The sequence below is a fragment of the Cryomorphaceae bacterium 1068 genome (assembly GCA_027214385.1).
Lineage (GTDB): Bacteria > Bacteroidota > Bacteroidia > Flavobacteriales_D > Cryomorphaceae > JAKVAV01.
The window spans coordinates 40038-63196 of the sequence record JAPVXR010000009.1; the positions used below are offsets into that span (position 1 = coordinate 40038).

The window sequence follows — 23159 nt, forward strand, 5'->3', positions numbered from 1 at the left end:
ACTGTTGTGTACTTCTTGTATTTACATCAACACATCAAAAAATGACGATTAAAACAATCAAGCTAGCCGCTATGGCCATTGCTATAGCCTTTCTATCAAGCTGTAATGACGACGATGATAACACTGATTCTAATCCCGCTCCCGCGGCAAAGGGAAGCATGTTCATCAAGTTTCAGCATGTATGGGGTCCGGCCCAAGAGGACTTTACCTTAAATACTGATCTAGTTCACCCGGGCTCGGGCGAAGAATTGCGATTCACAAAACTGCGCTACTATGTTTCGAATGTCCAATTGCAAAATGCCAATGGGGATACTTGGATGGAAGAAGAAAGCTATCACATCGTAGACGCCGAAAATATGGCAGGAGGAGAGGTTCAACTAAACCTTACGGATGTACCGAGTGGTTCATACACAAGCATATCTTATATGGTCGGTGTTGACTCTTTACGAAACGTGTCAGGTGTGCAGGAAGGTGCGCTTGATATCGCTGAGAACATGTTTTGGTCTTGGAACACGGGTTATATCTTTATTAAAGCCGAAGGACAAAGCGATGCGTCTGCTAATGGAGCTTTCACTTACCACTTAGGAGGATTTGAAGGTCCGTTTAAGGCGAACAATTCGATGTTTCACGATTTTCAAGGCGCTACTTTAGAGATATCGCCGAACGATAATCCTTCAGTTCATTTGATTGTTAACCCAGCCCGTTTTTGGCACGGAGGATATTCTACTGAGCAGACACCTATGGTACATATGCCCGGAGAAATGGCCTCTATACTAGCCTCAAATTTTACCGGAGGATTTGTTTACGATCACATTCACAATTAATTGATCTCGATGAGAATCACCTTAGCACTTGCACTGGTGGCGCTCTTAGTATCTTGTCAGAATGATAAACAGGAACCTCCGACTTCAGAATTTTCTGTCTTCGAGGTTCCTGCTCATTTTCCCGATCCGGTTTACGATTTCGATGGAAATCCGATAACCGAAGAAGGCTTTAAGCTCGGGCGAAAGCTCTTTTACGACAAGAGACTCTCAAGAGGATCACAAGTTTCCTGCGGTAGTTGTCATGCACAAGTTCACGCTTTTGCCGACCATGGAGTTCCGTTGAGTTTCGGAGTAGATGGCAAAGAGGGGAAGCGAAATTCACCTGGTTTATACAACCTGGCTTGGACGGAAGCTTTCATGTGGGATGGTGGTATCAACCACATTGAAGTGATGCCGGTTGCTCCCATTACCGATTCTGTAGAAATGGATATTTCTCTGGCCGACCTGTTGGATTACCTTCAGAACGAAACCGAATACCCCGAGGAGTTTGAGACTGCTTTCGGTTCAAACGAAATCACCACGACCAACCTTCTCAAAGCATTGGCTCAATTTCAGGGCTCGATCGTTTCTGACGGAAGTCGATACGATCAATACCTCAAGGGCCTATACATCCCTACTGAACAACAAATGCGGGGAATGGACCTTTTCGAAGCCAATTGCTCAGGATGCCATGCAGGCGTTTTACAGACCGATTTCTCTTATAGAAATAATGGACTAGATTCTGATTTCACCGACTTGGGTCGAGGAAGGGTTACACAGAATCTTGCTGATAATGGAAAGTTCCGCGTGCCAAGTCTGCGCAATGTGGCACTCACCAATCCCTATATGCACGACGGAAGGCTTTTCACCTTAGAGCAAGTCCTCGACCATTACAGTGAGGGAATTGTGGCATCCGAAACACTCGATCCCGTTTTGGCTAATGGTATCCCATTATCGGAAGACGAGAAGGAAGACATCATTGAATTTTTATACACTCTTAGCGATTTCGAGCTCTTGGGAGATCATCGCTTTTCAGAACCTGCAAAATGAGTTTACGCAACATCATTCTGATTTTATTCATAATGCTCTACGCTCAAAGCACAAAGGCATGCGATGCTTGTGGCTGTGCCATGACTGGTAATTACGGAGGGATATACCCACAGTTTACGAAGAACATCTTCGGAGTGCGGTATGGCAATCGAAGTTTTGACCACCCCAATACCGATTTCAATTTCAACGGTTCAAGCCGTGTTCTGCGCGATGAGTTCAACTCGATGGAAGTTTGGGGGAGATTTTACCCCCACCCTCGAATTCAGGTTTTTGCTTTCGTGCCGTTTCGCAATCATACGCGAGAAGAAACTGAGCGAACCACAACTATTTCAGGAATAGGAGACATTACCCTTTCGGCCAATTACACCCTATTTAATACTGCTGACAGTGCCAAAGCAAAAATCAGTCATGCTTTATTGATCGGTGGAGGCATACAATTGCCCACGGGGAAATACATGCAAAAAGATGAGCTCAAAATAACTCTGCCTGCTCAATTTCAGGTAGGCTCAGGAGCATTCGCGTACAGCCTCAATGCGAACTACACCCTCCGATATGGCAAGTTCGGTCTCAACACAGACCTCTTCGCCAAGTTTAATGAAGTGAATGAACGCACTTACGAGTTTGGAAATCAGTACGCGGCTACGGGTTCTGTGTTTTATAAAATGAATGGCTCGGGTACAGCATTTTTACCCAACATCGGTATGTCATACGAATACTACGAACAGGACACTGAGTTCGATGTCTCAAAAGATGACACAGGTGGTGATGTCGCCTTGGTCAACCTTGGCCTGGATGTCTATTTGGATCGTCTTTTTTTTAGCGCTTCCGCTCAAATACCGGTTATGCAAAGTCTCCCCTATTCTCAACCAGCCAGTGCAAACCGATTCAATCTCGGTGTGGCTTACCTTTTTTGAATTGAGGTTTTTCTAAAGCAAAGGCTGCTCAATCGCTTAGAGCACGAATCGCCAAATCAACTTAGCCAAGATCGTTCCGCGTTCGGGATCAAGTTTACCCGATTGGGTATCGTAAATTTGATTGACAATCAAGAAAAAGTCTGTTCCAATTTTGGGTATCACCTGCAACCGGAAGTTCACGTTCAGCTCATCATTGGCAGTATTCCACTGATTCAATAAGGAGCCGAATACATTTGGCGAGAAGGCATATTCAATTCTGGATCCTACTAAATCCGTTTCAAAATTACCGTCAGGTAAATCGATAATGTTCTTTTCATACCGTAGATTAATATTGAAATTATTCGATGCTCGCCAGAGTATTGAGGAAGTACTTTGAAAAGTGGTACCGGTAAAAAACTCACCGAATTGAAAACGAGTATCCAAGCTTAACTCCCTCCCTTTGAAAGTCTGAAATCTGGCACTCCATGCATTCCACCAGTAGGTCTCTTTGGGAATAATCACCCCGGGAAAGATTTCAAAATCTTCAATCAACCCTTCAGCACGATTGAGGTAACTGAAAGAGACTGATTCCCCCTTTCGGGTATCGAATGCCAGAAAGCGCACCTCATACTCAAACGATTGAAGCTCCTCCGTGTCGTCATACTGCGTGTAGGTAATTGTACCCGGTGAGAAATCAAATTGTCTGATCCATGTAAAACTCTTTGTCGGCCTTGGCCGCAAACCTATTGTAGCGAAGTACTCTCTGAAATTTGATCTTCGCTCAAGTCCTACTTCGGGCTCAAAGGGTATCGGGCTGCGCTGCATACTCGTAAAAATATTGAGCTTGTCATTGGGATATTGAGCGAATACCCTATATGCCCATGCCTTATTATCAAAACCTTCATCTGTATTGTAAGTTTGAATAAAGGCTCCACCAACATCGAGATTTCGGTTTCCCAAAAATCGTGGAGTGCTGAAGCGACCATTAACCCCTGTAGTGGTGTGCCAACGGCCCTCATTGATTTTGTTCACCGTCATGGCCCCTATAACACTTTGCTCTCCCACATCTTGCCGCCAACTGGCAGTAGTAAAGTTGGTAGAGGGAGTATTATCAGCAGCAGCAGTCTGGATACTCATCAAGCCTAAGGTGCTATTCTGCTCTTTTCCTAAAAGTCGACCACCCGCTATAATGGGTACCGTTTCAAAATTATCACTCAACCCAATCCTTCGTGTGTAAAACGGGACAATCCGGTTTCCCCCAAAACCGAAATCAAAGAAGTCGTTTCCTTCCAAGAAAAACTCGCGTAGCTCTGGAAAAAAAAGTGGAAATCTCGTAAGATTGATCTGTTGCTGATCGGACTCAACTTGGGCAAAATCGGTATTGAAAGTTAGGTTCAATCGATACGATGGGGAGAGCAAAGCATTGATATCGCCCCCGGCATTGATCACACCGTCTTCATCTCCATCTACTGACTCAGCTCCACCCAGCACATAAGGCTTCACTTCGATAAATCGCTCATCTCTCAACTGCTTCAATCCACGTAATTGACCTGCTTGATTTACGTCGGTAATATCAAAATTACGCCCCCACCCTTGCCATCTTGACTGTTCTCGCTTACGGCGAATATTTCGTTCAAAGTTGATTCCCCATATCTGTTCACCCCGTTCAGGCCTGTACTTTAATGCGAAAAATGGAATCTTGAATTCGGCAAACCACCCTTCAGCAGTTCGAGTGGTACGCACGTCCCAAACTCCATTCCAATAGGTATCGGTCGAACCACCATTATTGAATACCTGAAGATCAGCTCGGGCCGCATTGGGGTTAGTGACAAACATGAAGCCATTTCTCTTGTCAAGGTAGGTGTCAATGATGATGATAAAGTTGTCATCCAGATTGTAGTCAAAGTCGCGACGGAGTTCCTTCGCGACAATCTTATCAGGCTCAGAGTCATATGCCCAAACGCCGATATAGAGATTGTGCTCATCATATAGAATGGCCACCTCGGTTCTTTCGGTTGCCGGCTGTCCCAGGATCAACTCACGCTGGGTAAATTGATCAACCTTTTCCGCATTTTGCCAAACGGCTTCATCGAGTTTTCCGTCCAGCTCAATGCTCGCAGCAGTAGGTAATGCATTGACAGAACTGCCCGTTACGCCTTGCGAAACGGCTAGCTTTGACAGCACGATAGTACATATGAAAAGAAGGGTGGCTCTTCCAAACATGGCCGCGAAGATACCTAAGAGTGCGTAAAGGACAGACCAAAAAATCACGTTCAAAAGGGAATGAACTGAACTTGAATCTCTTGGCTTGAAATTAATCTTTCTGTTTTTCTCACCTTTGCAGTTCTTGAAAAATTCCCGTTTATGAAGGCCTTCTATATCTTATTCCTCTTTCTGCTGTTTTCTTGTAAGTCTGGAAAAGATGTATCAACTTTCAGTTACGCTGAGCTGAGTCCAGAGTTGACCGAGTTGGTCAAACTCCTTGTGGAGACAGACTATATCGGTACTCAATCAATTGGTCGATCCAATGAACCTTCAGTGGCATACGCCAATCGAGAAGCTCTACTATCAATTGCTTCCGAGGATGAACTGATTCTACTGATCAATCATCCTGAAGGTGAGGTGGCAGCTACTGCTTTTGAAGGATTAGTGAGAAAAAATTACAGTGACCTGGACCTGAAAGAGGAGTTACTCAATCTGAGTAAAGGTGATCGCCTATTGAGCTATTTAAAAGGAGACGTCGTTTTCGTCATGCCCGCCCTTGAGTATTCATATGTTATAATTTTGGGAAATGAATTGGATGGAAACTTCAGTGAAAATACAATAGTGAATATTGGTTTGAGCGAAGCAGAAAAGGCATTCGTAGAAAACAGAATCATGGCCATTCGGCAAACAATGTAGTTAAGACAGTAAAAAAGTTTTAGAATCCCCAATATTGATTTTAAGAATCCTCTTATTGATTCTGATTGTCGCTAATCTTATCGCCTTAGAATTGATTGTCCTGAAAACCAAGGGGTACCCTACTCTCCTGAAGAATTTTTTTAGGCCTTTACAGATGAAGCTGCTCAACGAGCATTGACACTAAGCGTAAATGGTCTTCAGAATGGCAGAGGATGAAAATATTGGTCTACGATAAATCAGGACGATTACTCGACCGGATTCTAGACAATAGCAATAAAACTTCCACTTTCAGCCTTTCTGAATATGCCAAAGGCGGATTTTAACTGAAGTGAGGAGGCCTTTAAGGAAGTGGACTGAAAAAGTAATAGGCGAGTAAATCTTCATTTGCATTGTGTTTATCAAACACCATGGTTCTTTCATCGGAATACACTGCTGATTCGTCGAATATTTTGGCGTGTGATAAAATATCCCGTTACATTAGAAGCGGTCTCACAAGAATGCTCACAGCCGTATGAAAAAGAATTTTACCCTCTTTTCACTTTTTGTCCTTGTCTCTTTACCTCATTTTTGCTCAGCTCAGGATTATCTTGGAAGCTGGACATTAGATTGGTCTACAGTAACGGAACGTGATGAACAGAATAGTGCTATGGTTTCTGAAGATATGGAAGCTTTAAATACAGAATCCGATAAAAATCCTGTTTGGGTGTTGAGTCAGGACTCTCTGAAAGTTTACCAAAGCAATGCTCTGATCAGCTCAGCAGAAATCAAGTGGACCAGAGACAACAGGTTCGAAATAGTTGATGAAGAGAAAAAGAAAAACCCTGTTCATTATATTGATGAGATTGATGACGGGAAAATTAAGATGCGTACCGGTTACTCCGACGCAGAGCTTTACCTTAGAAGACTCTAAAAAATATTGGTTAAAAAAAATGCGCTCAGATCGGGCGCATTTTTTTTGCAATTGTTTTGATTGTAAAACTTATTTCTCGTTGTAGACGTGAATATCTCTCTGAGGGAAAGGAATACTTACACCTGCAGAGTCAAATGATTTCTTCACCTTCTCTGACATTGAGTTTACAATATCCCAGTAGTCAGAACTTTGAGACCACGCTCTTACGCGGAAATCAACAGAGCTATCGTTAAGATTCTCAATAAAAACTATCGGTGCAGGATCTTTCAGCACTTTATCTTCGGCTGTAATGAGCTTCATCAAGATTTCTTTCGCTTGGTCGATATTATCATCGTATCCGATTCCAAAAGTGAAATCTATTCTACGTGTATCGTGAAAAGAGAAGTTCTTCACGGCATTGTTACTCAAATCTCCGTTGGGAACAATGATTTCCTGATTTGTAGGAGTCGTGATGTATGTGTAGAAAATTTGAATTTCGCGAACAGTACCTGAGTGGCTTCCGGTATCGATAAAGTCTCCTACTTTAAAAGGCTTCAAAAGCAAAATCAATACTCCGCCCGCAAAATTTGCCAAACTCCCTTGAAGCGCCAAACCAACTGCTAAACCAGCGGCTCCAAGTACGGCAACAAATGATGTCATTTGAACTCCCAACATACTGACTACCGAGATGATCAACATAACCTTAAGAAGTGCGCCTACCAGCGACTTTAGAAAAGGCTGAAGTGATTCATCTACCTCTCGTTTGCTCATCGTTTTACCGAGTACTTTCACAATTCTCTTGATCACCCATAAGCCAACAATTAGAAATATAATTGCCAACAACACTGTACCTCCATAGGTGACGATCAATTCTGTCAACTGATCCATGTAAGGTTCTAAACTTGATAAATCCATGTTCTTTGTTTTGAAATTTTCGGCGAAGGTAATCATCGCAATCAAAATTGCCTCTTGTATTTTGAGAAATACATTGCTTTCACCTTGAGCATGTTATTGGGCGCCTTAAGTTATTCCTCATATGCTATCCAGGTTGATTGATCTCGGTAACGATAACTTATGACTCTTTCTTTCCAATTCTGATTAACGAGCGGGAAACACGAAATGATCCAAATAGAAGGCTCTTGCGAAAAGCGGCTATTATATTTACACCAGGATCGGTTCGCGCTTCACTCTGCGATATAAGTACGAATGGAAAATGCTTCGTTTGGCAAATCGGTGCTGCTTGTCACTGTTTACGAACTTCTGGAACACGTTGCCCTTCACGCCAAAGTACTCATATGCGGTACCGTCCGTGAAGCTAATTTCTAATAGCAATCCTTTGTGCTTGAAATCGGCAATGCGAGAATTGGTAATCGTATTCGTGTACTCAGCAAGCTGCGCTTCTTTTGTTGCAGGAGCAATACTCACCAAAAAGTGGTACCCGTCTATGATAACTTGACTTTTAAGCCCGGCCTCTTCCTTTTTCGCTTCATCTTGAAATTTATCAGGATGCCACTCTTTAACGAGATTCCTGTACGTCTTTTTAAGTTCCTTCAACTCCAAATCTCCTTCTATCTGAAAGAGTTTCTTGTATTCATTGATGCGCTTCATGCCCGTCCGATTTCAAAATAGTCCGCGAAGCTATTCCTATTATTTGGATTGATGCAGATTAAATAGGGAATTCGTGAAAGCAGCTAATTTGACGAGCCTGTAGTTTACGCAACCACCTCACTGTCAAAACAGAAGAACTTGGCCGTATTGGTGCACTTTCCTCTTAAAGTGATGGGTCGTAAGAGAACTTTTCTTCGGGTACAATAAATTGACCGTCAGGCGTGCGAATCATCAGGTAGAATTCTTTGCAAAGGAAGTTGATATTATGACGGAATCGGCTTTGCGAAAAGTGACATTCCCAAGCGTGGTAAGCCAGTCTTTTGAGAGCATTCCAGGAGTTGGTATTCAATCCTCCGGGGCGAGGAAAAGAGTTGATGTATCGGTAAGCATCAGATAAATTTTTCATGGTGTTTGTTTTTTGTGATGATCCAAAGGTCAAGGTGCAGGACGTAATCTATTTACGTTGCAGAAAAAACTTATATTTCAAGTAGTTGGAAGTAGTAAAGTGCTCGATCTTCTCGACCTGGTTCTACTTGAAATTTCCTGATGCGAGTACTGAAATCAAGTCCTTGAAGTGTGAGCGGTTTCCCCAATAGTTTAGGAATCGAGATCTCTGCGAACTTTTTGGTCGACATTAAGAAATCACCCATCTTCTCAGCTATTGAGTTACGCTCTTTATTATCTACGGCCACCATCAATATTTGATTGAATTGCTCAAACGTAAGTCCAATAATGAACTCACAGCGCTTCTCCCCCAACCTATCACGACAAATCAGAAAGATGGGCGGGTAACCTTTCACCTTAGGATTGATCAATAATTGGTGAACAAGAAACTGTTGGAAGAAATAGTTTTTGCGGTAAAGCGAATATCCAAGATCTATCATTTCGTTTGATTTTGGAGCAATGTCAAATCCGGAGTCGTAACCTATTTACGTACTGATCATATTCAATTACCTTTCGCAAAAAACCTTATGAAAAAGCTCCTTTTCATTTTTTGTTTTTCAGCTTCTACCTTATTCGCTCAAAATCCTGTTGAAGTTGTTCAAGCGCAGCTAGACGCATACAACAGTCAGGATATTGAATCCTTCGCAGCAGTATTTGCAGAGGACGCAAAACTGTACATGAACCTCGGCGATACGGTTCCAACTATCTCAGGTCGTCAAGAAATCAAAAGGCGGTATGGGGAAATGTTCAGAGCTAATCCAAACAACAAGTCCACCTTGATTGGAAGGATGACTCAAGGCAACTTTGTGTTTGACCATGAATGGATCACCGGTCGGGATAAGCCACTAAAAATCATGGCAATTTATGAGGTGGAGAATGGCTTGATAGTCCGTTGCTGGTTTCCCAGGTAATCAATGCTTTTCACGAAGCTTGTCAAAAACCCGCACTACGGCGGGACATACTTCCGTATTTTTCAAAGAGAGATTGAGAATCTGCTGAAAGCGCTTGCGATTGGTATGAGGATATTCTCGACAAGCGGTAGGACGGCTTTCATATACCGAGCAATAATTATCGCTTCCCAAAAAGGGACAAGGTGCCGACTTGAAAACATAATCCCCATCCGAATCGAGAAACATATATGTCTCGATCACAGTTGACGGGCGCATTCGGAGGTGCTTGGCAAGGCGCTCCACATCCCGCTCTTTCATGCCTGGACTGGTTGTCTTACAGCAATTTGCACATTTCAGGCAATCAATCTCTTCAAAAACTTCATCATGGGCGGTATGCGCTTCGGAATCCAGCTGCCTCGGATTCTTCTGCTTCAGCTTTTGAACCAGCTTTTTGTTGGCCTTCTTTTTGTTGCTACCGTCCTCTAAAATCTCCTGATAATGCATAAAAACAAAGGTATAACCAAAGTTAAGTTCTCGCCAGTTAAGACATTCTCAATACTCGTAGTACTGATCCTTTTGATTATTTCCGGAAAACTAAAGGCACAGAATACCTTCTTTCTTCAAAAGGCATTTCAATCTTGTTTGGATCATCCGAAGATTCAACCCCATCTTAAAGCGGTGTCTTTCGACCATCACGAAGAAGTATTGGCAATAGTGAAAACTAATTATGTCACTTCGGAGATAAAGTTGACTCAATTTGGCAAAGAAGCAGTAATATCAAATGATACCGATCTATTCTTTTACGGAATAGAGGATTACGTGAGACTCTCTGATATAAGTACCGATAAAGAAAAGATTGCCCTAACTATTCAGGCGGGAATAGAATTCACGTGTACATATGATGAAAACAAGGGTAAAGTAATCAAGGTTATCAAGTCGGGTGAAGAATGAAAAATGGCATTCGAGCTGTCATTGTAGTAACTTTACCTATTCAAAATTACCGGCTATGTCTTTTCGCAACTTATCTATTCTGCTGTTTGCTTGCTTTGTATTCACTTCATGTGAAGAAGACAAACTGGCGAAATACGAGGGAATTTGGGAAGGGGCTTACATAGGGGACGAAGAAGGAACCTGGAAAATACGGATCCAAGATAATGGTGTTTCAGAAGGTGTAGCCTACCCTTCAGGCAATGAAGGTGATCAATCATTTGTTTTCGTGGGGTCTGTAAATGAAGAAGGTGAATTAGTAATGAGTGCCACTGTTTTTGGAAGAGTAGCGATCTATGAAGCGTTTCTGACAGAAACAGATCTATCAGGTTCTTGGTCGGATGAAGAAGGTGACTTCTCAGGAACTTGGTCTGGCACAAAACGTAAACAAGAAGATCAATTCCCATATGGTCTTCTCCTCAATCCGTAGAGTCAATTCATAGCACTTTGCTTTTCAGAAGTGGTATAAAATGTACTGATATTAAGTATTCTTTACCCTCGCTCCTTATCTTTCGCTCGTGAAGTACATTTATGAAATTATGCTTGGAATTAGTATCGTGCTTATTGGCATTGTTATCTATGCGTGGTTCCAAATCGACAGTTTTACCTGGAAGGATATCAAGAGCACAGTACTTTCTACAGTTACCGTTTCCTGTTTAGTTTTTGTATTCGGGTCTGAGTACTCGAAGAACAGGAAGCAAGGAGCTGAAAACCAATCAGAACAACATTGACATGAACGAACAATTAGGGTGCATTGCTATACCGCTGGCTCCTGGACGACGAGAGCCAAGCGACAAGAGTGAAATGATCACACAGCTTCTTTTTGGTGAAGTTTATCAAGTTCTGGAAGAGCAAAAAAAGTGGATATTGATTCGAAACGAAGCCGATCAATATGAATGCTGGATAGATCGGAAGCAACACTCAGCTATTTCAGAAAAGTTGAATTTGGGCCAGACCATCCGATCCACAATTGCTCCACTAGTCAGCGAAAATCAAACATGGTTTTTACCGGCAGGATCCAAAGTAAACCATGGCATGTTTTCAATAGGTAAACGGAAATTCTCATTTGACGGTCCAAATGATCCCATAAAAAAAGATCCCATTCTATACGCCAATCAATTGTTGGGAGCCCCATATCTCTGGGGAGGTAAGTCTATTCTCGGTATCGACTGCTCGGGGTTTGTCCAAGTCGTTTACTCTTGCTGTGGAATTCAACTGCCTCGAGATGCCTACCAGCAAGCAGAGGTTGGAGAAACTGTAGATTTTGTAGAAACTGCTCGGGCAGGAGATTTGGCCTACTTTGATAACGAAGAAGGACGCATCACTCACGTCGGGCTCATGTTGGATGGCGAGCACATTATTCATGCAAGTGGATCGGTAAGAATCGACCGAATTGACCACGAAGGAATCTACAATAGCGAAACTGAATCATACAGTCACAGGCTAAGAATAGTTAAGCGCGTTATTCAGTAGTAAAATACATCCAAAATAGTTAGTACCTTTTGGACTGTACTTTAGACCGAAAAGAATGATTCCAATATTACTTAGTGCTCAAACGCCCACCCATATTGATCCCGGGCAAGGAGACCAATCGATCTATCTATGGGAAAACCCTGCTTATCTCATTCCCATCGTATTGCTATTGGCAGCCATCATCCTGTTTTTCTGGATCAGAAAAAAGAAATAATCGTCTTGACGACTAACCTGTCGTTATCCCCTATTCCAGGCTTTCCAACATGAGGTAATAAAGAGAAGCCGAGGCGACTTCGAATAAAAGACTAGTTGCGATTTGTCCGCTCTCGCTCTCTTTTGCTAAGTAATAGCAATAAGGAGAACTACCCCCAGGGAAATTTGCAGGTTCTCGTGTGGTGAAATAGATGTGGTCCTCCTTAAATTTAGCACTCAAGGAAGTCTTGGCTTCTTCATTTTCGCCGAAACGGTATGTGATTTGAATTTCAAATTCTCTGCCTACTGACTCTAACTCCTTCCCAAGGGCTGATTCCTTTTTCACCCCGTCACTTATCTCAATATAATCTGATTGTGCCTTGACTACCGGCATTAGCTCCGTGCGGTAAGGTCTAAATTGAAATGCGGCTCCTTTTCCTGCAGGGATAAGAACCCTCTCTTCCAATGCTCCGTCTGCTAATCTGTATGCGCTTTGAACAAGTGAACCATTTTCAAAGAAGAGAGTCTCCGTGAGATCAAAATAGACGGGGATTTCACTCTCGTTCAGGAAATACAGTTTAACGGGAAATCGATTTCCATTAAAATCAAAGTCAACATAAATAAGTGAGTCAGACACGTAATAATGTTCTGAATCAGTGGTTTTTGGCAAATCAGAACTAAGGTAAACATACTGGTAATTCGTGCAGGAAGCCATGAGTATAATGGCAGTAAATAAAAAGAATAAGCGGCGGAGCATAGCTGTTGTTTTTGTAAGACTCCCAAGTATTGTGCCGAATGGTTAACAATACTTAACTGCCTATGTTATGTCATACATAGGTTTCCCATCAAAGGAAGAAGCTATATTCGCATCATCATGAAAAATAAGATTCTCCCGATTGCATTAGGGGCAGTGGCAGTCATTGCTCTCATTTACTTTCTTACCTCCGCGTCAGATTCTGAATCGACTGGAGTTATGGCTACCGCGAAAAAAGGAAAATTCGTAGTGGACATAACAACCACAGGGGAGCTTGAGGCAAAAAATTCAGTTCAAATTCTAGGACCTCAGGGAACGAGAAACTATCGTATTTGGAACATGACGATTCAGGATATTATCGACGAAGGTACATTCGTAAGAAAAGGTGATTATGTCGCCCAGCTCGACCCAACAGAACTGACCAATAAAATTAAAGACAGTCAGTTAGAGATGGAAAAAATTGAATCACAATTTATCCAGACAAAACTGGACACCACTTTGGAGATGCGAAAATCAAGAGATGAGTTGATCAACTTGAATTATGCCGTAGACGAAATGCAGCTCAAATTGGATCAAAGTCAGTATGAACCGCCCGCTACCATTAGGCAAGCCGAAATCGATTTAACAAAAGCCAAGCGTGCCTACGAACAAGCCAAAGAAAATTACAAGATCAAACGAGAACAGAACATTGCCAAAATGCAGGAGGTGACCCTTAATAAACAAAAGGAGCAGCGGAACCTAGACGGCATGATGGCACTGATGCAGTCTTTCACCATCACAGCTCCTGAAGATGGAATGTTGATCTATAAGAAAGATTGGAACGGTCAATCCGTTGGAAAAGGATCTCAAATCAGTGCTTGGGATCCGGTGGTAGCTACCCTACCCGACTTGAGTACTATGATTTCCATCACTTACGTGAATGAAGTCGATATCAGAAAAGTAAAAGAAGGTCAACAGGTAGAGCTCGGGTTGGATGCTTTCCCTGAAAAGAAACTAAGTGGAGATGTGATCAAGGTGGCTAATGTAGGAGAGCAGCGCCCCAATTCTGACGCAAAGATTTTTCAAGTTAACATTGTTCTGAATGAGCGTGATGATTTACTGAAACCCTCTATGACCACCAGTAATCAAATCATCACAGATACTCAAGAAGAAGTGCTTCATATTCCTATTGAAGGATTGTTCAATCAAGATGACTCAATAACCTATGTATTTAAAAAGTCAGGGTTGAGCGTTGAAAAACAGGAAGTGATGGTAGGTGCTACGAACACGAATGAGGTCGTAATTTTGGCTGGCTTGAACGAAGGAGATCAGGTGTTCTTGAATCGAATTCCCGATATGGATGACGACAAAGTGAATTTAATCGCTGAAATGGACGGCAAGAGAAACGAGAAAAAGAAAACAATAGAGGAAGAAGAGATTACAGCCAAAGACCAAAAGGAAGGCAGAGGTGGCAAACGTGGTAAGGGAGGTAAAAGACCATCAGGTAAATGATCGACGAAAGACTCAAAGCGAACTTTCGCATAGCGCTGGAGGCGCTGATCAGCAACCAAACCAGAAGTTTACTAACCGCGTTAGGAATCATTTTTGGGGTAGCGGCGGTAATTTCTATGCTGGCAATCGGAAACGGAACTCAAGCCGAGATTAACGAGCAGATGAAACTCGTAGGTGTTAACAACATCGTAATAGAGCCTGTGATTGAGCAGAAAGAGGAGAATCTCGATGAAAATGTTGGAGGGAAGGAAAAAGAGAAGTTTTCTCCTGGTTTAAGGCTTGTTGATGCGAAGTCTATCAAAGAGATTATTCCTAGCGTGAAGAAAATAAGTCCCGAAATAGTTTTAGAGACATATATAATCAGCAATGGAATAAGACGATCTGCAAAGCTCGTAGGTGTAGAGCCGGTATATTTCGAGATTTTCAATTTTGACGTTTCTGAGGGCGAAATGTTCAATGAATTTCAAGTTGAAGTTGGCGCACCTGTTTGCATCATCGGAAAATCAATTAAGAATAGATTTTTCCCTACTGAGAATGCCATTGGAAAAAAACTCAAAGTTGGACCGAGATGGCTTGAGGTGATTGGAGTCTTAGAGCAAAGACTCATTAGCGAAAGCAGTGTGAGTAGTCTGGGGATTCGCGATTACAATATGGATGTTTACACCCCTCTGGAAACAGTGCTTATCCGCTATGAAAATCGTGATATGGTTACCAAAGCGATGATTGAGCAAGCCAATGCTTCTGGTAATGGAGAAGAAGGTGAAAGCAATCAAAGTAGTTCGGCCAAAAACTACCATCAAATTGATCGCATGGTGGTCCAAGTTGAAAAGACTGAACTCCTTTCCCCTATCGCAGATGTTATCAGCCGCCTTTTGGAACGAAAACATTTCAATGTAATTGACTATCAAATTGAGATTCCCGAGCTTCTTTTAAAACAGCAAAAAAGGAACAACGAACTTTTCAATTACGTGCTCGGCGCGATTGCAGGGATTTCACTGCTCGTAGGTGGGATTGGCATTATGAATATCATGTTGGCGTCCGTATTGGAACGGATTAAAGAAATCGGACTTCGATTGGCACTCGGTGCAAAGAAGCAGGATATCATCCATCAATTTATGTTTGAGTCTGTACTCATTAGTATTTCAGGGGGGTTGATCGGAGTGGTACTTGGTGTCACCATGGCTTTTCTCGTATCTGAATTAGCAGACATAAATACAGTTATATCATTCAGCTCTATTCTTATTTCTTTTGGTGTTGCAGCAGGTGTAGGTTTGGTTTTTGGAATTGCCCCCGCCCGTCGCGCAGCTATGCAAAACCCTATCAACTCATTGCGCTATGAATAAATATGTATTGGTCGGTCTCTTTCTAGTAAGTGCCACTTTCTCTCAGGCGCAAATAATGGATACTTACAGTCTTACCGATGTTATTCTTTTGGCCAGAGGTCAATCGCCATCCTCGAAACAAGCTGAAACCAGATTGGAAAATCGATACTGGCAATACCGGCTTTATAAGTCAAATTACAATCCACAACTTGCACTTAGAGGAAACATTCCCGGATACAACCGCGACTTCCTAAGCAACCGATTAGACGACGGTACCATTGTCTTTCAAGACAGAGAGCAGCTTAACTCCAGTCTCAATTTAGGCTTGAACCAGCCCATTGCCCTTACGGGCGGTAATGTCTCGGTCAATTCGAGTATGAATTACTTCAATGACCTCAACCAAGACTTGACAAGATTCAATACTACAATGGTCAATATCCAATTGGATCAACCGATTTTTGGTTTCAACGATCTAAAATGGGACAAACGTACTGAACCGCTTCGCTACGAAGAAAGCCAAAGAGGCTATGTTGAAGAAATGGAATTTATCTCCCGAGAAGCCTCTGGTAGATTTTTTGACTACTTGAGTGCGCAAATCAACTATGAAATTGCTCAATTTAACCTGCTCAACAACGACACCATCTATAAAATCGAGCAAGGCCGCTACAATATCGGAACCACAAGTAAGGATAAGTTACTGCAAGTGGAATTGCAGCTGCTTCGATCTCAGCAAGATGTATCGCAAGCATTGTTGGATCTGGAGACTTCAAGTCTGCAACTTAGATCTTATCTCGGCCTAAATAATGCGGACACGATCTTCTTGAATATTCCCGATGGAATACCTGAATTTGAAATCTCTTTGCAAGACGCCTTGGTTTATGCCAAAATGAATCGCTCAGATTACATTGCTTTTGAGAGACAACGTATTGAGGCTAGTCGCGAAGTAGCTCAGGCGAGGGCGCAGCGGTTTCAAGTTAATTTGTCTGCCTCATACGGTTTGAATAGTGCCTCCAGCATGTTAGACGAAGCTTACCAAGATCCCAACGATCAGCAAAGATTTGATGTAGGTCTGATCATTCCGATATTAGACTGGGGGCGAAACAAAGCGAGAATGCAGACGGCATTGGCAAATCGCGATTTGTCCAATTTCGTGATCGATCAAGATATTCAGAATTTCGAACAGGAGATAATAACTCTCGTTCGTAGATTTGATGTGCTTCGCCAGCAACTAGTCATATCGAAGAAATCTGACGAAGTAGCCGCCGAGCGCTACAATGTGGCACAAAATCGATACCTAACAGGAAAAGTTGATATTACAAACCTCAACATCGCCCTTTCAGAGAAGGATGCGGCAAAAAGGTCCTATGTGACTGCACTTAGAGACTTCTGGATTGCTTACTTCGACCTGCGCAGACTAACTCTCTATGACTTTGCAGCAAAAGATCTGCTTTACAAACCCGAAGAAGAAGATTAAAGAACGGCATCATGGCTGACGTACACGAACCATCTGTTCGCTCGTACAATATGAGTCGGGTGAAGGGCAAGAATACGAAGCCGGAAGTTCAAGTTAGGAAATACCTTCATGCGGCAGGGTTTCGCTATACCCTTCACGGGAAATACAAGGGGAAGAAATTACCGGGAAAACCGGATATTATTCTACCTGCTTACAAATCCATTGTATTTGTGCACGGGTGTTTTTGGCATGCTCACAAGGACTGTAAATTTTTTAGAATTCCTGATACACGATCAAACTTCTGGAAAGAAAAATTGCTAGGCAATCGGCTAAGAGATACTGAAAACAGCATCAAATTAGAGCAGATGGGATGGACTGTTTTTGTAGTATGGACCTGTGGGCTAAAGACAAATGAAAAAGCAGAGATCACCTTAAACGGACTGACTCAGCAGCTTTCTCTTCAGAAACAGTAGTCACCATTGTACTTGTGATTCAGGTATTCGTCTATATTTGATAAAAAAACAAAACGATGCGTTTTCTTAAATGGATTGCAATAATAATTCTTGTCTTAATTGGTATTGGGGTGATTGGTTTTCAAGTTATGAAAAGCAATACCAAAAAACACAGTCCGGAGACCACATTGAAGTATGAGGATAATGGAATGGATGTAGAGATTGTTTACTCTCGACCGTTCAAGAAAGAACGCGATATTTTCGGAGGACTCGTTCCTTACGGAGAAGTTTGGCGAACAGGAGCAAACGAAGCCACAACATTCAAAACCGAGACAGACTTGGTCATCGATGGCAAAACTTTGCCAAAAGGGGAATACACTCTTTGGACCATCCCAAACGCTAAGAGTTGGGAAGTAATTTTTAACGAAGGTGAATATGGTTGGGGAGTAGATTTTAATAGTGTTGCAACTCGCAACCCTGAGTTTGACGTATTGAATATACAAGTGCCCGTTCAAAGAAATTTTAAGGTAATCGAACAGTTTACGATTGAAATTGAAGGAACACCTCCTGCCTTGATGTTCAGCTGGGATTTCACTCGAGTGGATGTACCTCTACAATTAACCGATTAAGAGTTTCTACGCGGTAATCCCTAACTATAATGCTGACGAGTTTTAAATACCTGAAGGAACTTTATTTCGCCTTGGCAATCATTTTTGGTATTATCGTGTTGGGCGTGGTTGGATTTATGTTTATAGAGGACTACTCCTTTTCGGAGGCTCTTTATATGACAGTGATTACAGTTTCAACAGTAGGCTTTAAGGAGGTAAGGCAACTAACAGATACGGGCAGATTCTTTACTATATTTCTAATTTTAGTCAGCTTCGGAACGTTTGCTTTTACGGTATCATCCGTTTCGAAATACATCATTACAGGAACTTTTCAACGCTATTATAAAAAGTACAAAATGGACAGTCGGATTAATAATTTAGAAGGTCATGTGGTGCTTTGCGGAGCTGGGCGCAACGGAATTGAGGCACTGGAAAATCTCATTGCTCATAATCAAGAGGTCGTCGTCATTGATAAGAAAGAAGATATTGCAAATGAGTTGAACGACAAAGGCTTGTTATATATAGAGGGCGATGCCACTGAAGAAGAAATTTTAGTTAATGCGGGGATTGATAAAGCTTCCGCCTTGATCACCGCTTTGCCAAAGGATACCGATAATGTTTTCGTGGTTTTGTCAGCTCGAGAATTGAACAAAAATATGCGAATAGTCAGCCGATGTACTTTGGATTCTTCAGATTCAAAGCTGAAAATTGCCGGGGCCAATGTGGTTATTATGCCCGACAAAGTAGGTGGAGCTAGAATGGCAGGATTCATCATTAATCACAACGTTAACCGTTTTATCGATACAGTTTCCCTTCGTGACGGAGGTGATGCTTACCTAACTGAGTATAAACTATCTGAATTACCCTGCAAGACGGATGTTAAGACCATTGGCGGAATACTGGAAGCACTAAACACAAAGTGCAAAGTTGTCGGAACGATGTCGGCAGATTTTGAATATGTAATGAACCCTCCTGATAGTTTTGAGGTACCATCAAAAAGCCAGGTTTTCTTCTTCGGGAAGCCCGATGAAATAGCCGCTATAAAGGAAAAGATGAGTAGTTAGTTAATGGTTAAAACTATTTACTTACTTGGATTCAGTCAATCGTAGCATATGATCCAATCGATCTCTTAAGATTAAGTGCGGTGTATATCCACTACAGAGCTTGTGGTATTTATTTTCTGATTCGAAAAAAACGGTTGGGTAACCCGACACATCCAGCTGACTGGTAAAAAGAAACTCTTCTCGTGTTCTAACATCGTAATCGGTAGAGTTCCAAAGGATTTTAAAATCGTTGCATGAGACCCCGTATTTTTCGGCCAACTGAGAAAAGTAGTCATAATCACCAGGTGCTATTCCGTTGTAATAAATACCTGATTGAAGATCAGAAGCAAATTCTACTAATTTCTCAGGTTTGAACTCCTTGAAAATTCGCAGGGCTTTTGCAGGTGGAAATGAGTCAAAAATAACTTCTCCATTTTTCATTGTTCCTTCTAGGAAATCATTCCCAAACCTCACACCTGTCTTCTCTTCAACAATCTTGTAAGCCTCCGAAATATAAGATGCTACTTCCCCAATCGGACCTGCCTGATTGCCGAGTACCATGCCGCCCGAGATTACGTCGAATGGAAGCACAGACTTGAACTCGTCATGAAGCTTATTCATCACGCTACTGAATCCGTAACACCAACCACAGAGTGCATCAAAGACGTAAATTACCCGCATTATTATAAATTGAAAAAGACGACATTATCAAATGTACAACGATTGAAAACGGAAATCCAATACCGACTTTTAAGAGAAAATATATCTCGATCATTACGCGTTGGTAACTAAACTTTTGCGATGATTTATACCCTCATCACTTTTTTGCTTTTCGGATTTCCTCCAGTTGATTCAGGGAGCTCAGTAACTTCCCAAAAAGAAATATGCCTTTCGACGAATGAAAAATCTCTGTATAGACAGATCAATGAAGTAAGAAATGAAAAGGGACTGCCAAATATTTCTCTTTCTCAAAGTCTTACGATTGTAGCGAAGATGCACGTAGCAGATCTTTCTGAAAACGAGCCCTTTGATGATAAGCGCTGCAACCCACACTCCTGGTCAAACCAGGGTACATGGAAGGCTTGTTGCTACCAATCAAACCACTCCAATCCAGAATGTATGTGGAAAAAGCCTTCAGAAATTACCGATTACGAAGGAGATGGCTACGAAATTGTCGCATTTTGGCAAGCAGGTGAAGATCCATCACAAGAAATAGATCATGAAACAGCTTTGCGGATGTGGCTTGACAGTCCCGGCCACAGCAATGTCATACTGAATGAAATTTCTTTTTCTAAGGTAGAGTGGAATGCGATTGGAATCGCCATCAGCGGAAACTATGCTTCAGTTTGGTTTGGGGTGGAGAAGGATAGTGCTCCCCCACCCCAATTTTGTTCAAACTAGCGTACAAAGACTTTTACGACTTCGCTTTTTCCGTTTTCTTCGATTTTCAATAGATAAACACCTTCAGAAATTCCTGAGAATTCCATCACTCCCATGCTTTCTTGAACACCTTCAAGACGGGTAGAAAGAACGACTCTCCCCATAAGATCATAGATAATCACTTGTGCTCCTGAATTTGCATTCTCCACTACCAAGCGGAAGCTACCTGTATTTGGGTTAGGAAAAACTCTTGCTTCTATTTCACTGGCTTCAATGGGCGCTAAACCAGCAGCAGTCGTGAAAAACTCATCTTCACTCCAAGGTGAAGTTTGACTCAAGGTAGAATTGCAGTATGCCCGAATTTTCCATTGGTAATTTACACCTGATTGCAACGTTGACGGAGTATTAAATGAAGTTGCCGAAGCTCCAACATTTACACTAGCCATTCCACTTCCTACTATTCCTCCGCGTATTTGGTAACCAAATGCACCCGGCACAGCTTCCCACTCAAAGGTTGCTGAGTTATCGGTGATGTTCGAAGTAGAAAGATTCTGCGGCGCACCGCAATTCGTAGTAAACTGAACAGGGGCAGAATCCTCCGAACTCTCTCCATCGCAATTGGCGCTTATCCTCCACTCGTAAGTCGTTCCTGGCTGGAGGATATTGTTCACCTGTCTGAAATTAGCCGGAGCATTGACTGTGATGGTCGTTGTGCCTCCGCCTATGACTCCACCCGTGATCGTGTAGCTTAGAGCTGAAGGAACAGGAGTCCAATTCAACCTTGCACTATTATTGGTGATGTTTGAAGTGAAAAGCCCTTGAGGAATGGAGCAATCACCTCCACCACCGAAGTTCTCATCAAAGAAAAACGAATAGTATCCGTCAGGAGCCACAATTGGTTTAGTGGCATTCTTGCCATTGTTTGAGGTAGCATCCAAGTAATAAACGATAGTATCTGAAACAGTAAAACCGGGATTCGAAATATTACCAACGTAAAATCCAGAGCTATCAGTTAGTCCAATCTCATTCCAAGTCGACTCGCCTTTAATTTTCCAGAAGCAAGAGGCATTGGCTATTCCACTTCGATTTCTTATTTCTGACAAGATATGGTAGTTGGCTCTGGCACTCTGTAATCCTGCCACTTTAGGATGGAAAAACCGAATCGGATTGTCAGCAGGGATCTGCATCGTAATGCAGTGTATGGCACCTCCAAGTGGCGTCAAAGCTCGAGAATCAATCCCAACAACATTGTATCCGGGAAGGGATTCTCTGATCAAATCCAAAGCTGCTTCGTCATACTCTTGATTTGCAGTAGGACTATTCTCGTTTGAATAAATCGGGATGATCAAAGTCTTGTTCACGAAAAGTCCGTTCACAAACCCGCGCGCATCGTTGTCAATTTGATTACAGCTCGTGTAATAACTCCCATTGTCAGCTAGTGGCATGGGTATGCGAACAATGTTAAATGGTGACCCATAAACTGAGGTTTCCCCTTCATATAGATCAACATTATTTTCGATGATTGTTTTGTCCTGTGCTGTAACGACAGAAGGATATTCAGACACGAACAATGTTTCCTCATCTACCAACTTAGACCACATATCAATATGTCCTGTTCCTCCATCACAATCTAGGCGAGTAGGCTCAGTGACATCAGTGGTCCTAAAAAGATCCTGGTGTGCTTGACGCGTAGTTTGCGTAGACCATCCTAAAATGGCTGCATTATTCTGGAACAAAGAAGTGGTATGAAAAGCATGACCAAATCCGTCGACCATAAGATTTCCACCTTCGTGTCTTATTTCAGAGGTATAATGATCCAAACCCATGTAGTTGGCTATAAAAGCGGGAACCGCATTATCAAGCGGACGAGAAGAGTAGTACTGCATATCAATCATTGACAAACTATCCTGATCGGTATAATAGAATCCCCACGGGCCGTAATCTCTCGTCCAAATAGAATTGGTAGGAACGACCAAAAACTCGTAGTTGGAAAGTGTAACTCCATAAGTAGCCAAATTGCTGATTACTCCCGTACTATCTGATCCGTTATTGATCATTATCCATACGGGAAGCTCCTGCTGGATAGCATCTATGAGTTCCGCATAAAGCCTCTTAAATGAGTTACTCGAACCGTTACCAGTCCATCTTAAAAGCACTGCTTGTGACTCATCAAATTCTCCGGGGACATAAAGATCCTCAGGTGTAGGCGTAAAGTTTTGGTTTAGGCAAAACTCCTCGTAATCGTCGCAGCAATCTCCATAACCTTGACATTGGTCATCACACCAACATCCTGAATCAGCCTGCTCTCCGCAAATATCTTCGCAGCTATCGGGTCCAGCTTTAGCTTCGTTACCACTACCTGGTCTTTTGGGTTTATTTTTCGACATCAATGCTTGAGCCTTTGCTTCTATGTAGGAGCGCTCAGCAGCGGTGGGGTATTTGGGCAGAAGCTCTTCCTGAGCCATAGCGTTCATTGACAACAATAAGGTAGCTAAGGCTACGAAAGTCTTGAATACATTCATCTTA

General features: G+C 42.3%; 26 protein-coding genes. 17 read left to right on the forward strand and 9 right to left on the reverse strand.

The features are described from left to right. Positions 1 to 41 precede the first annotated feature (41 nt). From O3Q51_11850 to O3Q51_11860, 3 genes are read left to right on the forward strand one after another with little or no spacing between them, the layout of a single operon-like run. The gene (locus tag O3Q51_11850; GenBank protein ID MCZ4409507.1) at positions 42 to 824 is read left to right on the forward strand and encodes a hypothetical protein; all 783 of its coding nucleotides are present in this window, start codon (positions 42 to 44) and stop codon (positions 822 to 824) included. Between the two features lie 9 nt (positions 825 to 833). Beyond that, entirely contained in the window at positions 834 to 1853 is a 1020-nt protein-coding gene (locus O3Q51_11855; protein ID MCZ4409508.1) for a c-type cytochrome, read from the forward strand. After that, positions 1850 to 2767: a hypothetical protein gene (locus O3Q51_11860; protein ID MCZ4409509.1), complete on the forward strand. Its 918-nt coding sequence runs from the start codon at positions 1850 to 1852 to the stop codon at positions 2765 to 2767. The genes O3Q51_11855 and O3Q51_11860 overlap by 4 nt, the downstream gene beginning before the upstream one ends. Positions 2768 to 2803: 36 nt before the next feature. Here O3Q51_11860 and O3Q51_11865 read toward each other — a convergent pair whose 3' ends face one another. Then, positions 2804 to 5017, reverse strand: coding sequence for a DUF5916 domain-containing protein (locus O3Q51_11865; protein ID MCZ4409510.1), 2214 nt, complete (start codon positions 5015 to 5017; stop codon positions 2804 to 2806). Between the two features lie 93 nt (positions 5018 to 5110). Between O3Q51_11865 and O3Q51_11870 the strand changes: the two genes are divergently transcribed. Together O3Q51_11870 and O3Q51_11875 are read left to right on the forward strand one after the other, a co-directional pair. After that, the gene (locus O3Q51_11870; protein MCZ4409511.1) at positions 5111 to 5647 is read left to right on the forward strand and encodes a hypothetical protein; all 537 of its coding nucleotides are present in this window, start codon (positions 5111 to 5113) and stop codon (positions 5645 to 5647) included. Positions 5648 to 6158: 511 nt separating this feature from the next. Next, entirely contained in the window at positions 6159 to 6557 is a 399-nt protein-coding gene (locus tag O3Q51_11875) for a hypothetical protein (GenBank protein MCZ4409512.1), read from the forward strand. A 69-nt stretch (positions 6558 to 6626) separates the two neighbouring features. Here the strand turns inward: O3Q51_11875 and O3Q51_11880 are convergent, their stop codons facing one another. The 4 genes from O3Q51_11880 to O3Q51_11895 form a co-directional block, all read right to left on the reverse strand. Continuing rightward, on the reverse strand, positions 6627 to 7451 hold the full coding sequence (locus O3Q51_11880; GenBank protein MCZ4409513.1) for a mechanosensitive ion channel: 825 nt from the start codon (positions 7449 to 7451) through the stop codon (positions 6627 to 6629). Between the two features lie 246 nt (positions 7452 to 7697). Then, entirely contained in the window at positions 7698 to 8144 is a 447-nt protein-coding gene (locus O3Q51_11885; protein ID MCZ4409514.1) for a KTSC domain-containing protein, read from the reverse strand. A 163-nt stretch (positions 8145 to 8307) separates the two neighbouring features. Further along, positions 8308 to 8550 carry a hypothetical protein gene (locus tag O3Q51_11890; protein MCZ4409515.1) on the reverse strand — a complete coding sequence of 81 codons (243 nt, stop codon included), beginning with the start codon at positions 8548 to 8550 and terminating at the stop codon, positions 8308 to 8310. A gap of 70 nt (positions 8551 to 8620) precedes the next feature. After that, positions 8621 to 9028: a hypothetical protein gene (locus O3Q51_11895; GenBank protein ID MCZ4409516.1), complete on the reverse strand. Its 408-nt coding sequence runs from the start codon at positions 9026 to 9028 to the stop codon at positions 8621 to 8623. A gap of 87 nt (positions 9029 to 9115) precedes the next feature. Between O3Q51_11895 and O3Q51_11900 the strand changes: the two genes are divergently transcribed. Continuing rightward, positions 9116 to 9499: a nuclear transport factor 2 family protein gene (locus O3Q51_11900; GenBank protein MCZ4409517.1), complete on the forward strand. Its 384-nt coding sequence runs from the start codon at positions 9116 to 9118 to the stop codon at positions 9497 to 9499. On the opposite strand, the gene O3Q51_11905 is transcribed toward O3Q51_11900, so the two are convergent. After that, positions 9500 to 9982, reverse strand: a complete 483-nt coding sequence (locus O3Q51_11905; GenBank protein ID MCZ4409518.1) for a YkgJ family cysteine cluster protein — start codon at positions 9980 to 9982, stop codon at positions 9500 to 9502. Between O3Q51_11905 and O3Q51_11910 the strand changes: the two genes are divergently transcribed. The 4 genes from O3Q51_11910 to O3Q51_11925 all read left to right on the forward strand — a co-directional run bounded on the left by O3Q51_11910 (position 9977) and on the right by O3Q51_11925 (position 12152). Next, a complete protein-coding gene (locus O3Q51_11910) occupies positions 9977 to 10429 on the forward strand; it encodes a hypothetical protein (GenBank protein MCZ4409519.1) in 453 nt (150 codons plus the stop codon). The two genes, O3Q51_11905 and O3Q51_11910, sit on opposite strands and share 6 nt — an antisense overlap. A 55-nt stretch (positions 10430 to 10484) precedes the next feature. Further along, positions 10485 to 10895 (forward strand): hypothetical protein, encoded by a 411-nt coding sequence (locus tag O3Q51_11915; GenBank protein MCZ4409520.1) that lies wholly within the window; start codon positions 10485 to 10487, stop codon positions 10893 to 10895. Positions 10896 to 11197: 302 nt separating this feature from the next. Further along, a complete protein-coding gene (locus O3Q51_11920) occupies positions 11198 to 11938 on the forward strand; it encodes a C40 family peptidase (protein MCZ4409521.1) in 741 nt (246 codons plus the stop codon). Positions 11939 to 11993: 55 nt separating this feature from the next. Further along, positions 11994 to 12152 carry a hypothetical protein gene (locus tag O3Q51_11925; GenBank protein MCZ4409522.1) on the forward strand — a complete coding sequence of 53 codons (159 nt, stop codon included), beginning with the start codon at positions 11994 to 11996 and terminating at the stop codon, positions 12150 to 12152. Between the two features lie 30 nt (positions 12153 to 12182). On the opposite strand, the gene O3Q51_11930 is transcribed toward O3Q51_11925, so the two are convergent. Next, positions 12183 to 12887, reverse strand: a complete 705-nt coding sequence (locus O3Q51_11930) for a hypothetical protein (GenBank protein MCZ4409523.1) — start codon at positions 12885 to 12887, stop codon at positions 12183 to 12185. 117 nt (positions 12888 to 13004) lie between these two features. Between O3Q51_11930 and O3Q51_11935 the strand changes: the two genes are divergently transcribed. The 6 genes from O3Q51_11935 to O3Q51_11960 are packed head-to-tail and all read left to right on the forward strand — an operon-like array spanning position 13005 to position 19274. After that, entirely contained in the window at positions 13005 to 14375 is a 1371-nt protein-coding gene (locus O3Q51_11935; GenBank protein ID MCZ4409524.1) for an efflux RND transporter periplasmic adaptor subunit, read from the forward strand. Then, positions 14372 to 15718 (forward strand): ABC transporter permease, encoded by a 1347-nt coding sequence (locus O3Q51_11940; protein ID MCZ4409525.1) that lies wholly within the window; start codon positions 14372 to 14374, stop codon positions 15716 to 15718. Before O3Q51_11935 ends, O3Q51_11940 begins: the two co-directional genes overlap by 4 nt. Then, positions 15711 to 17171 (forward strand): TolC family protein, encoded by a 1461-nt coding sequence (locus tag O3Q51_11945; GenBank protein ID MCZ4409526.1) that lies wholly within the window; start codon positions 15711 to 15713, stop codon positions 17169 to 17171. Before O3Q51_11940 ends, O3Q51_11945 begins: the two co-directional genes overlap by 8 nt. Before the next feature lie 11 nt (positions 17172 to 17182). Further along, the gene (locus O3Q51_11950) at positions 17183 to 17623 is read left to right on the forward strand and encodes a very short patch repair endonuclease (protein MCZ4409527.1); all 441 of its coding nucleotides are present in this window, start codon (positions 17183 to 17185) and stop codon (positions 17621 to 17623) included. A gap of 56 nt (positions 17624 to 17679) precedes the next feature. Then, the gene (locus O3Q51_11955; protein MCZ4409528.1) at positions 17680 to 18231 is read left to right on the forward strand and encodes a DUF2911 domain-containing protein; all 552 of its coding nucleotides are present in this window, start codon (positions 17680 to 17682) and stop codon (positions 18229 to 18231) included. Positions 18232 to 18260: 29 nt separating this feature from the next. Continuing rightward, positions 18261 to 19274 carry a potassium channel family protein gene (locus O3Q51_11960; protein ID MCZ4409529.1) on the forward strand — a complete coding sequence of 338 codons (1014 nt, stop codon included), beginning with the start codon at positions 18261 to 18263 and terminating at the stop codon, positions 19272 to 19274. A gap of 21 nt (positions 19275 to 19295) precedes the next feature. Here the strand turns inward: O3Q51_11960 and O3Q51_11965 are convergent, their stop codons facing one another. Next, positions 19296 to 19934 carry a DsbA family protein gene (locus O3Q51_11965; GenBank protein MCZ4409530.1) on the reverse strand — a complete coding sequence of 213 codons (639 nt, stop codon included), beginning with the start codon at positions 19932 to 19934 and terminating at the stop codon, positions 19296 to 19298. Between the two features lie 120 nt (positions 19935 to 20054). Here O3Q51_11965 and O3Q51_11970 point away from each other — a divergent pair, with 120 nt between their 5' ends. Then, positions 20055 to 20654 (forward strand): CAP domain-containing protein, encoded by a 600-nt coding sequence (locus O3Q51_11970; GenBank protein ID MCZ4409531.1) that lies wholly within the window; start codon positions 20055 to 20057, stop codon positions 20652 to 20654. Here O3Q51_11970 and O3Q51_11975 read toward each other — a convergent pair. Further along, positions 20651 to 23155 carry an agmatine deiminase family protein gene (locus O3Q51_11975; GenBank protein ID MCZ4409532.1) on the reverse strand — a complete coding sequence of 835 codons (2505 nt, stop codon included), beginning with the start codon at positions 23153 to 23155 and terminating at the stop codon, positions 20651 to 20653. The genes O3Q51_11970 and O3Q51_11975 overlap by 4 nt on opposite strands. Between the last annotated feature and the right edge of the window lie 4 nt (positions 23156 to 23159).

What these genes read in the sequence shown, in the direction of transcription:
- O3Q51_11850 (MCZ4409507.1), top strand. Translation starts at nt 42, where the DNA reads ATGACGATTAAAACAATCAAGCTAGCCGCTATGGCCATTGCTATAGCC.
- O3Q51_11855 (MCZ4409508.1), top strand. Translation starts at nt 834, where the DNA reads ATGAGAATCACCTTAGCACTTGCACTGGTGGCGCTCTTAGTATCTTGT.
- O3Q51_11860 (MCZ4409509.1), top strand. Translation starts at nt 1,850, where the DNA reads ATGAGTTTACGCAACATCATTCTGATTTTATTCATAATGCTCTACGCT.
- O3Q51_11870 (MCZ4409511.1), top strand. Translation starts at nt 5,111, where the DNA reads ATGAAGGCCTTCTATATCTTATTCCTCTTTCTGCTGTTTTCTTGTAAG.
- O3Q51_11875 (MCZ4409512.1), top strand. Translation starts at nt 6,159, where the DNA reads ATGAAAAAGAATTTTACCCTCTTTTCACTTTTTGTCCTTGTCTCTTTA.
- O3Q51_11880 (MCZ4409513.1), bottom strand. Translation starts at nt 7,451, where the DNA reads ATGGATTTATCAAGTTTAGAACCTTACATGGATCAGTTGACAGAATTG.
- O3Q51_11885 (MCZ4409514.1), bottom strand. Translation starts at nt 8,144, where the DNA reads ATGAAGCGCATCAATGAATACAAGAAACTCTTTCAGATAGAAGGAGAT.
- O3Q51_11890 (MCZ4409515.1), bottom strand. Translation starts at nt 8,550, where the DNA reads ATGAAAAATTTATCTGATGCTTACCGATACATCAACTCTTTTCCTCGC.
- O3Q51_11895 (MCZ4409516.1), bottom strand. Translation starts at nt 9,028, where the DNA reads ATGATAGATCTTGGATATTCGCTTTACCGCAAAAACTATTTCTTCCAA.
- O3Q51_11900 (MCZ4409517.1), top strand. Translation starts at nt 9,116, where the DNA reads ATGAAAAAGCTCCTTTTCATTTTTTGTTTTTCAGCTTCTACCTTATTC.
- O3Q51_11910 (MCZ4409519.1), top strand. Translation starts at nt 9,977, where the DNA reads ATGCATAAAAACAAAGGTATAACCAAAGTTAAGTTCTCGCCAGTTAAG.
- O3Q51_11905 (MCZ4409518.1), bottom strand. Translation starts at nt 9,982, where the DNA reads ATGCATTATCAGGAGATTTTAGAGGACGGTAGCAACAAAAAGAAGGCC.
- O3Q51_11915 (MCZ4409520.1), top strand. Translation starts at nt 10,485, where the DNA reads ATGTCTTTTCGCAACTTATCTATTCTGCTGTTTGCTTGCTTTGTATTC.
- O3Q51_11920 (MCZ4409521.1), top strand. Translation starts at nt 11,198, where the DNA reads ATGAACGAACAATTAGGGTGCATTGCTATACCGCTGGCTCCTGGACGA.
- O3Q51_11925 (MCZ4409522.1), top strand. Translation starts at nt 11,994, where the DNA reads ATGATTCCAATATTACTTAGTGCTCAAACGCCCACCCATATTGATCCC.
- O3Q51_11930 (MCZ4409523.1), bottom strand. Translation starts at nt 12,887, where the DNA reads ATGCTCCGCCGCTTATTCTTTTTATTTACTGCCATTATACTCATGGCT.
- O3Q51_11935 (MCZ4409524.1), top strand. Translation starts at nt 13,005, where the DNA reads ATGAAAAATAAGATTCTCCCGATTGCATTAGGGGCAGTGGCAGTCATT.
- O3Q51_11940 (MCZ4409525.1), top strand. Translation starts at nt 14,372, where the DNA reads ATGATCGACGAAAGACTCAAAGCGAACTTTCGCATAGCGCTGGAGGCG.
- O3Q51_11945 (MCZ4409526.1), top strand. Translation starts at nt 15,711, where the DNA reads ATGAATAAATATGTATTGGTCGGTCTCTTTCTAGTAAGTGCCACTTTC.
- O3Q51_11950 (MCZ4409527.1), top strand. Translation starts at nt 17,183, where the DNA reads ATGGCTGACGTACACGAACCATCTGTTCGCTCGTACAATATGAGTCGG.
- O3Q51_11955 (MCZ4409528.1), top strand. Translation starts at nt 17,680, where the DNA reads ATGCGTTTTCTTAAATGGATTGCAATAATAATTCTTGTCTTAATTGGT.
- O3Q51_11960 (MCZ4409529.1), top strand. Translation starts at nt 18,261, where the DNA reads ATGCTGACGAGTTTTAAATACCTGAAGGAACTTTATTTCGCCTTGGCA.
- O3Q51_11965 (MCZ4409530.1), bottom strand. Translation starts at nt 19,934, where the DNA reads ATGCGGGTAATTTACGTCTTTGATGCACTCTGTGGTTGGTGTTACGGA.
- O3Q51_11970 (MCZ4409531.1), top strand. Translation starts at nt 20,055, where the DNA reads ATGATTTATACCCTCATCACTTTTTTGCTTTTCGGATTTCCTCCAGTT.
- O3Q51_11975 (MCZ4409532.1), bottom strand. Translation starts at nt 23,155, where the DNA reads ATGAATGTATTCAAGACTTTCGTAGCCTTAGCTACCTTATTGTTGTCA.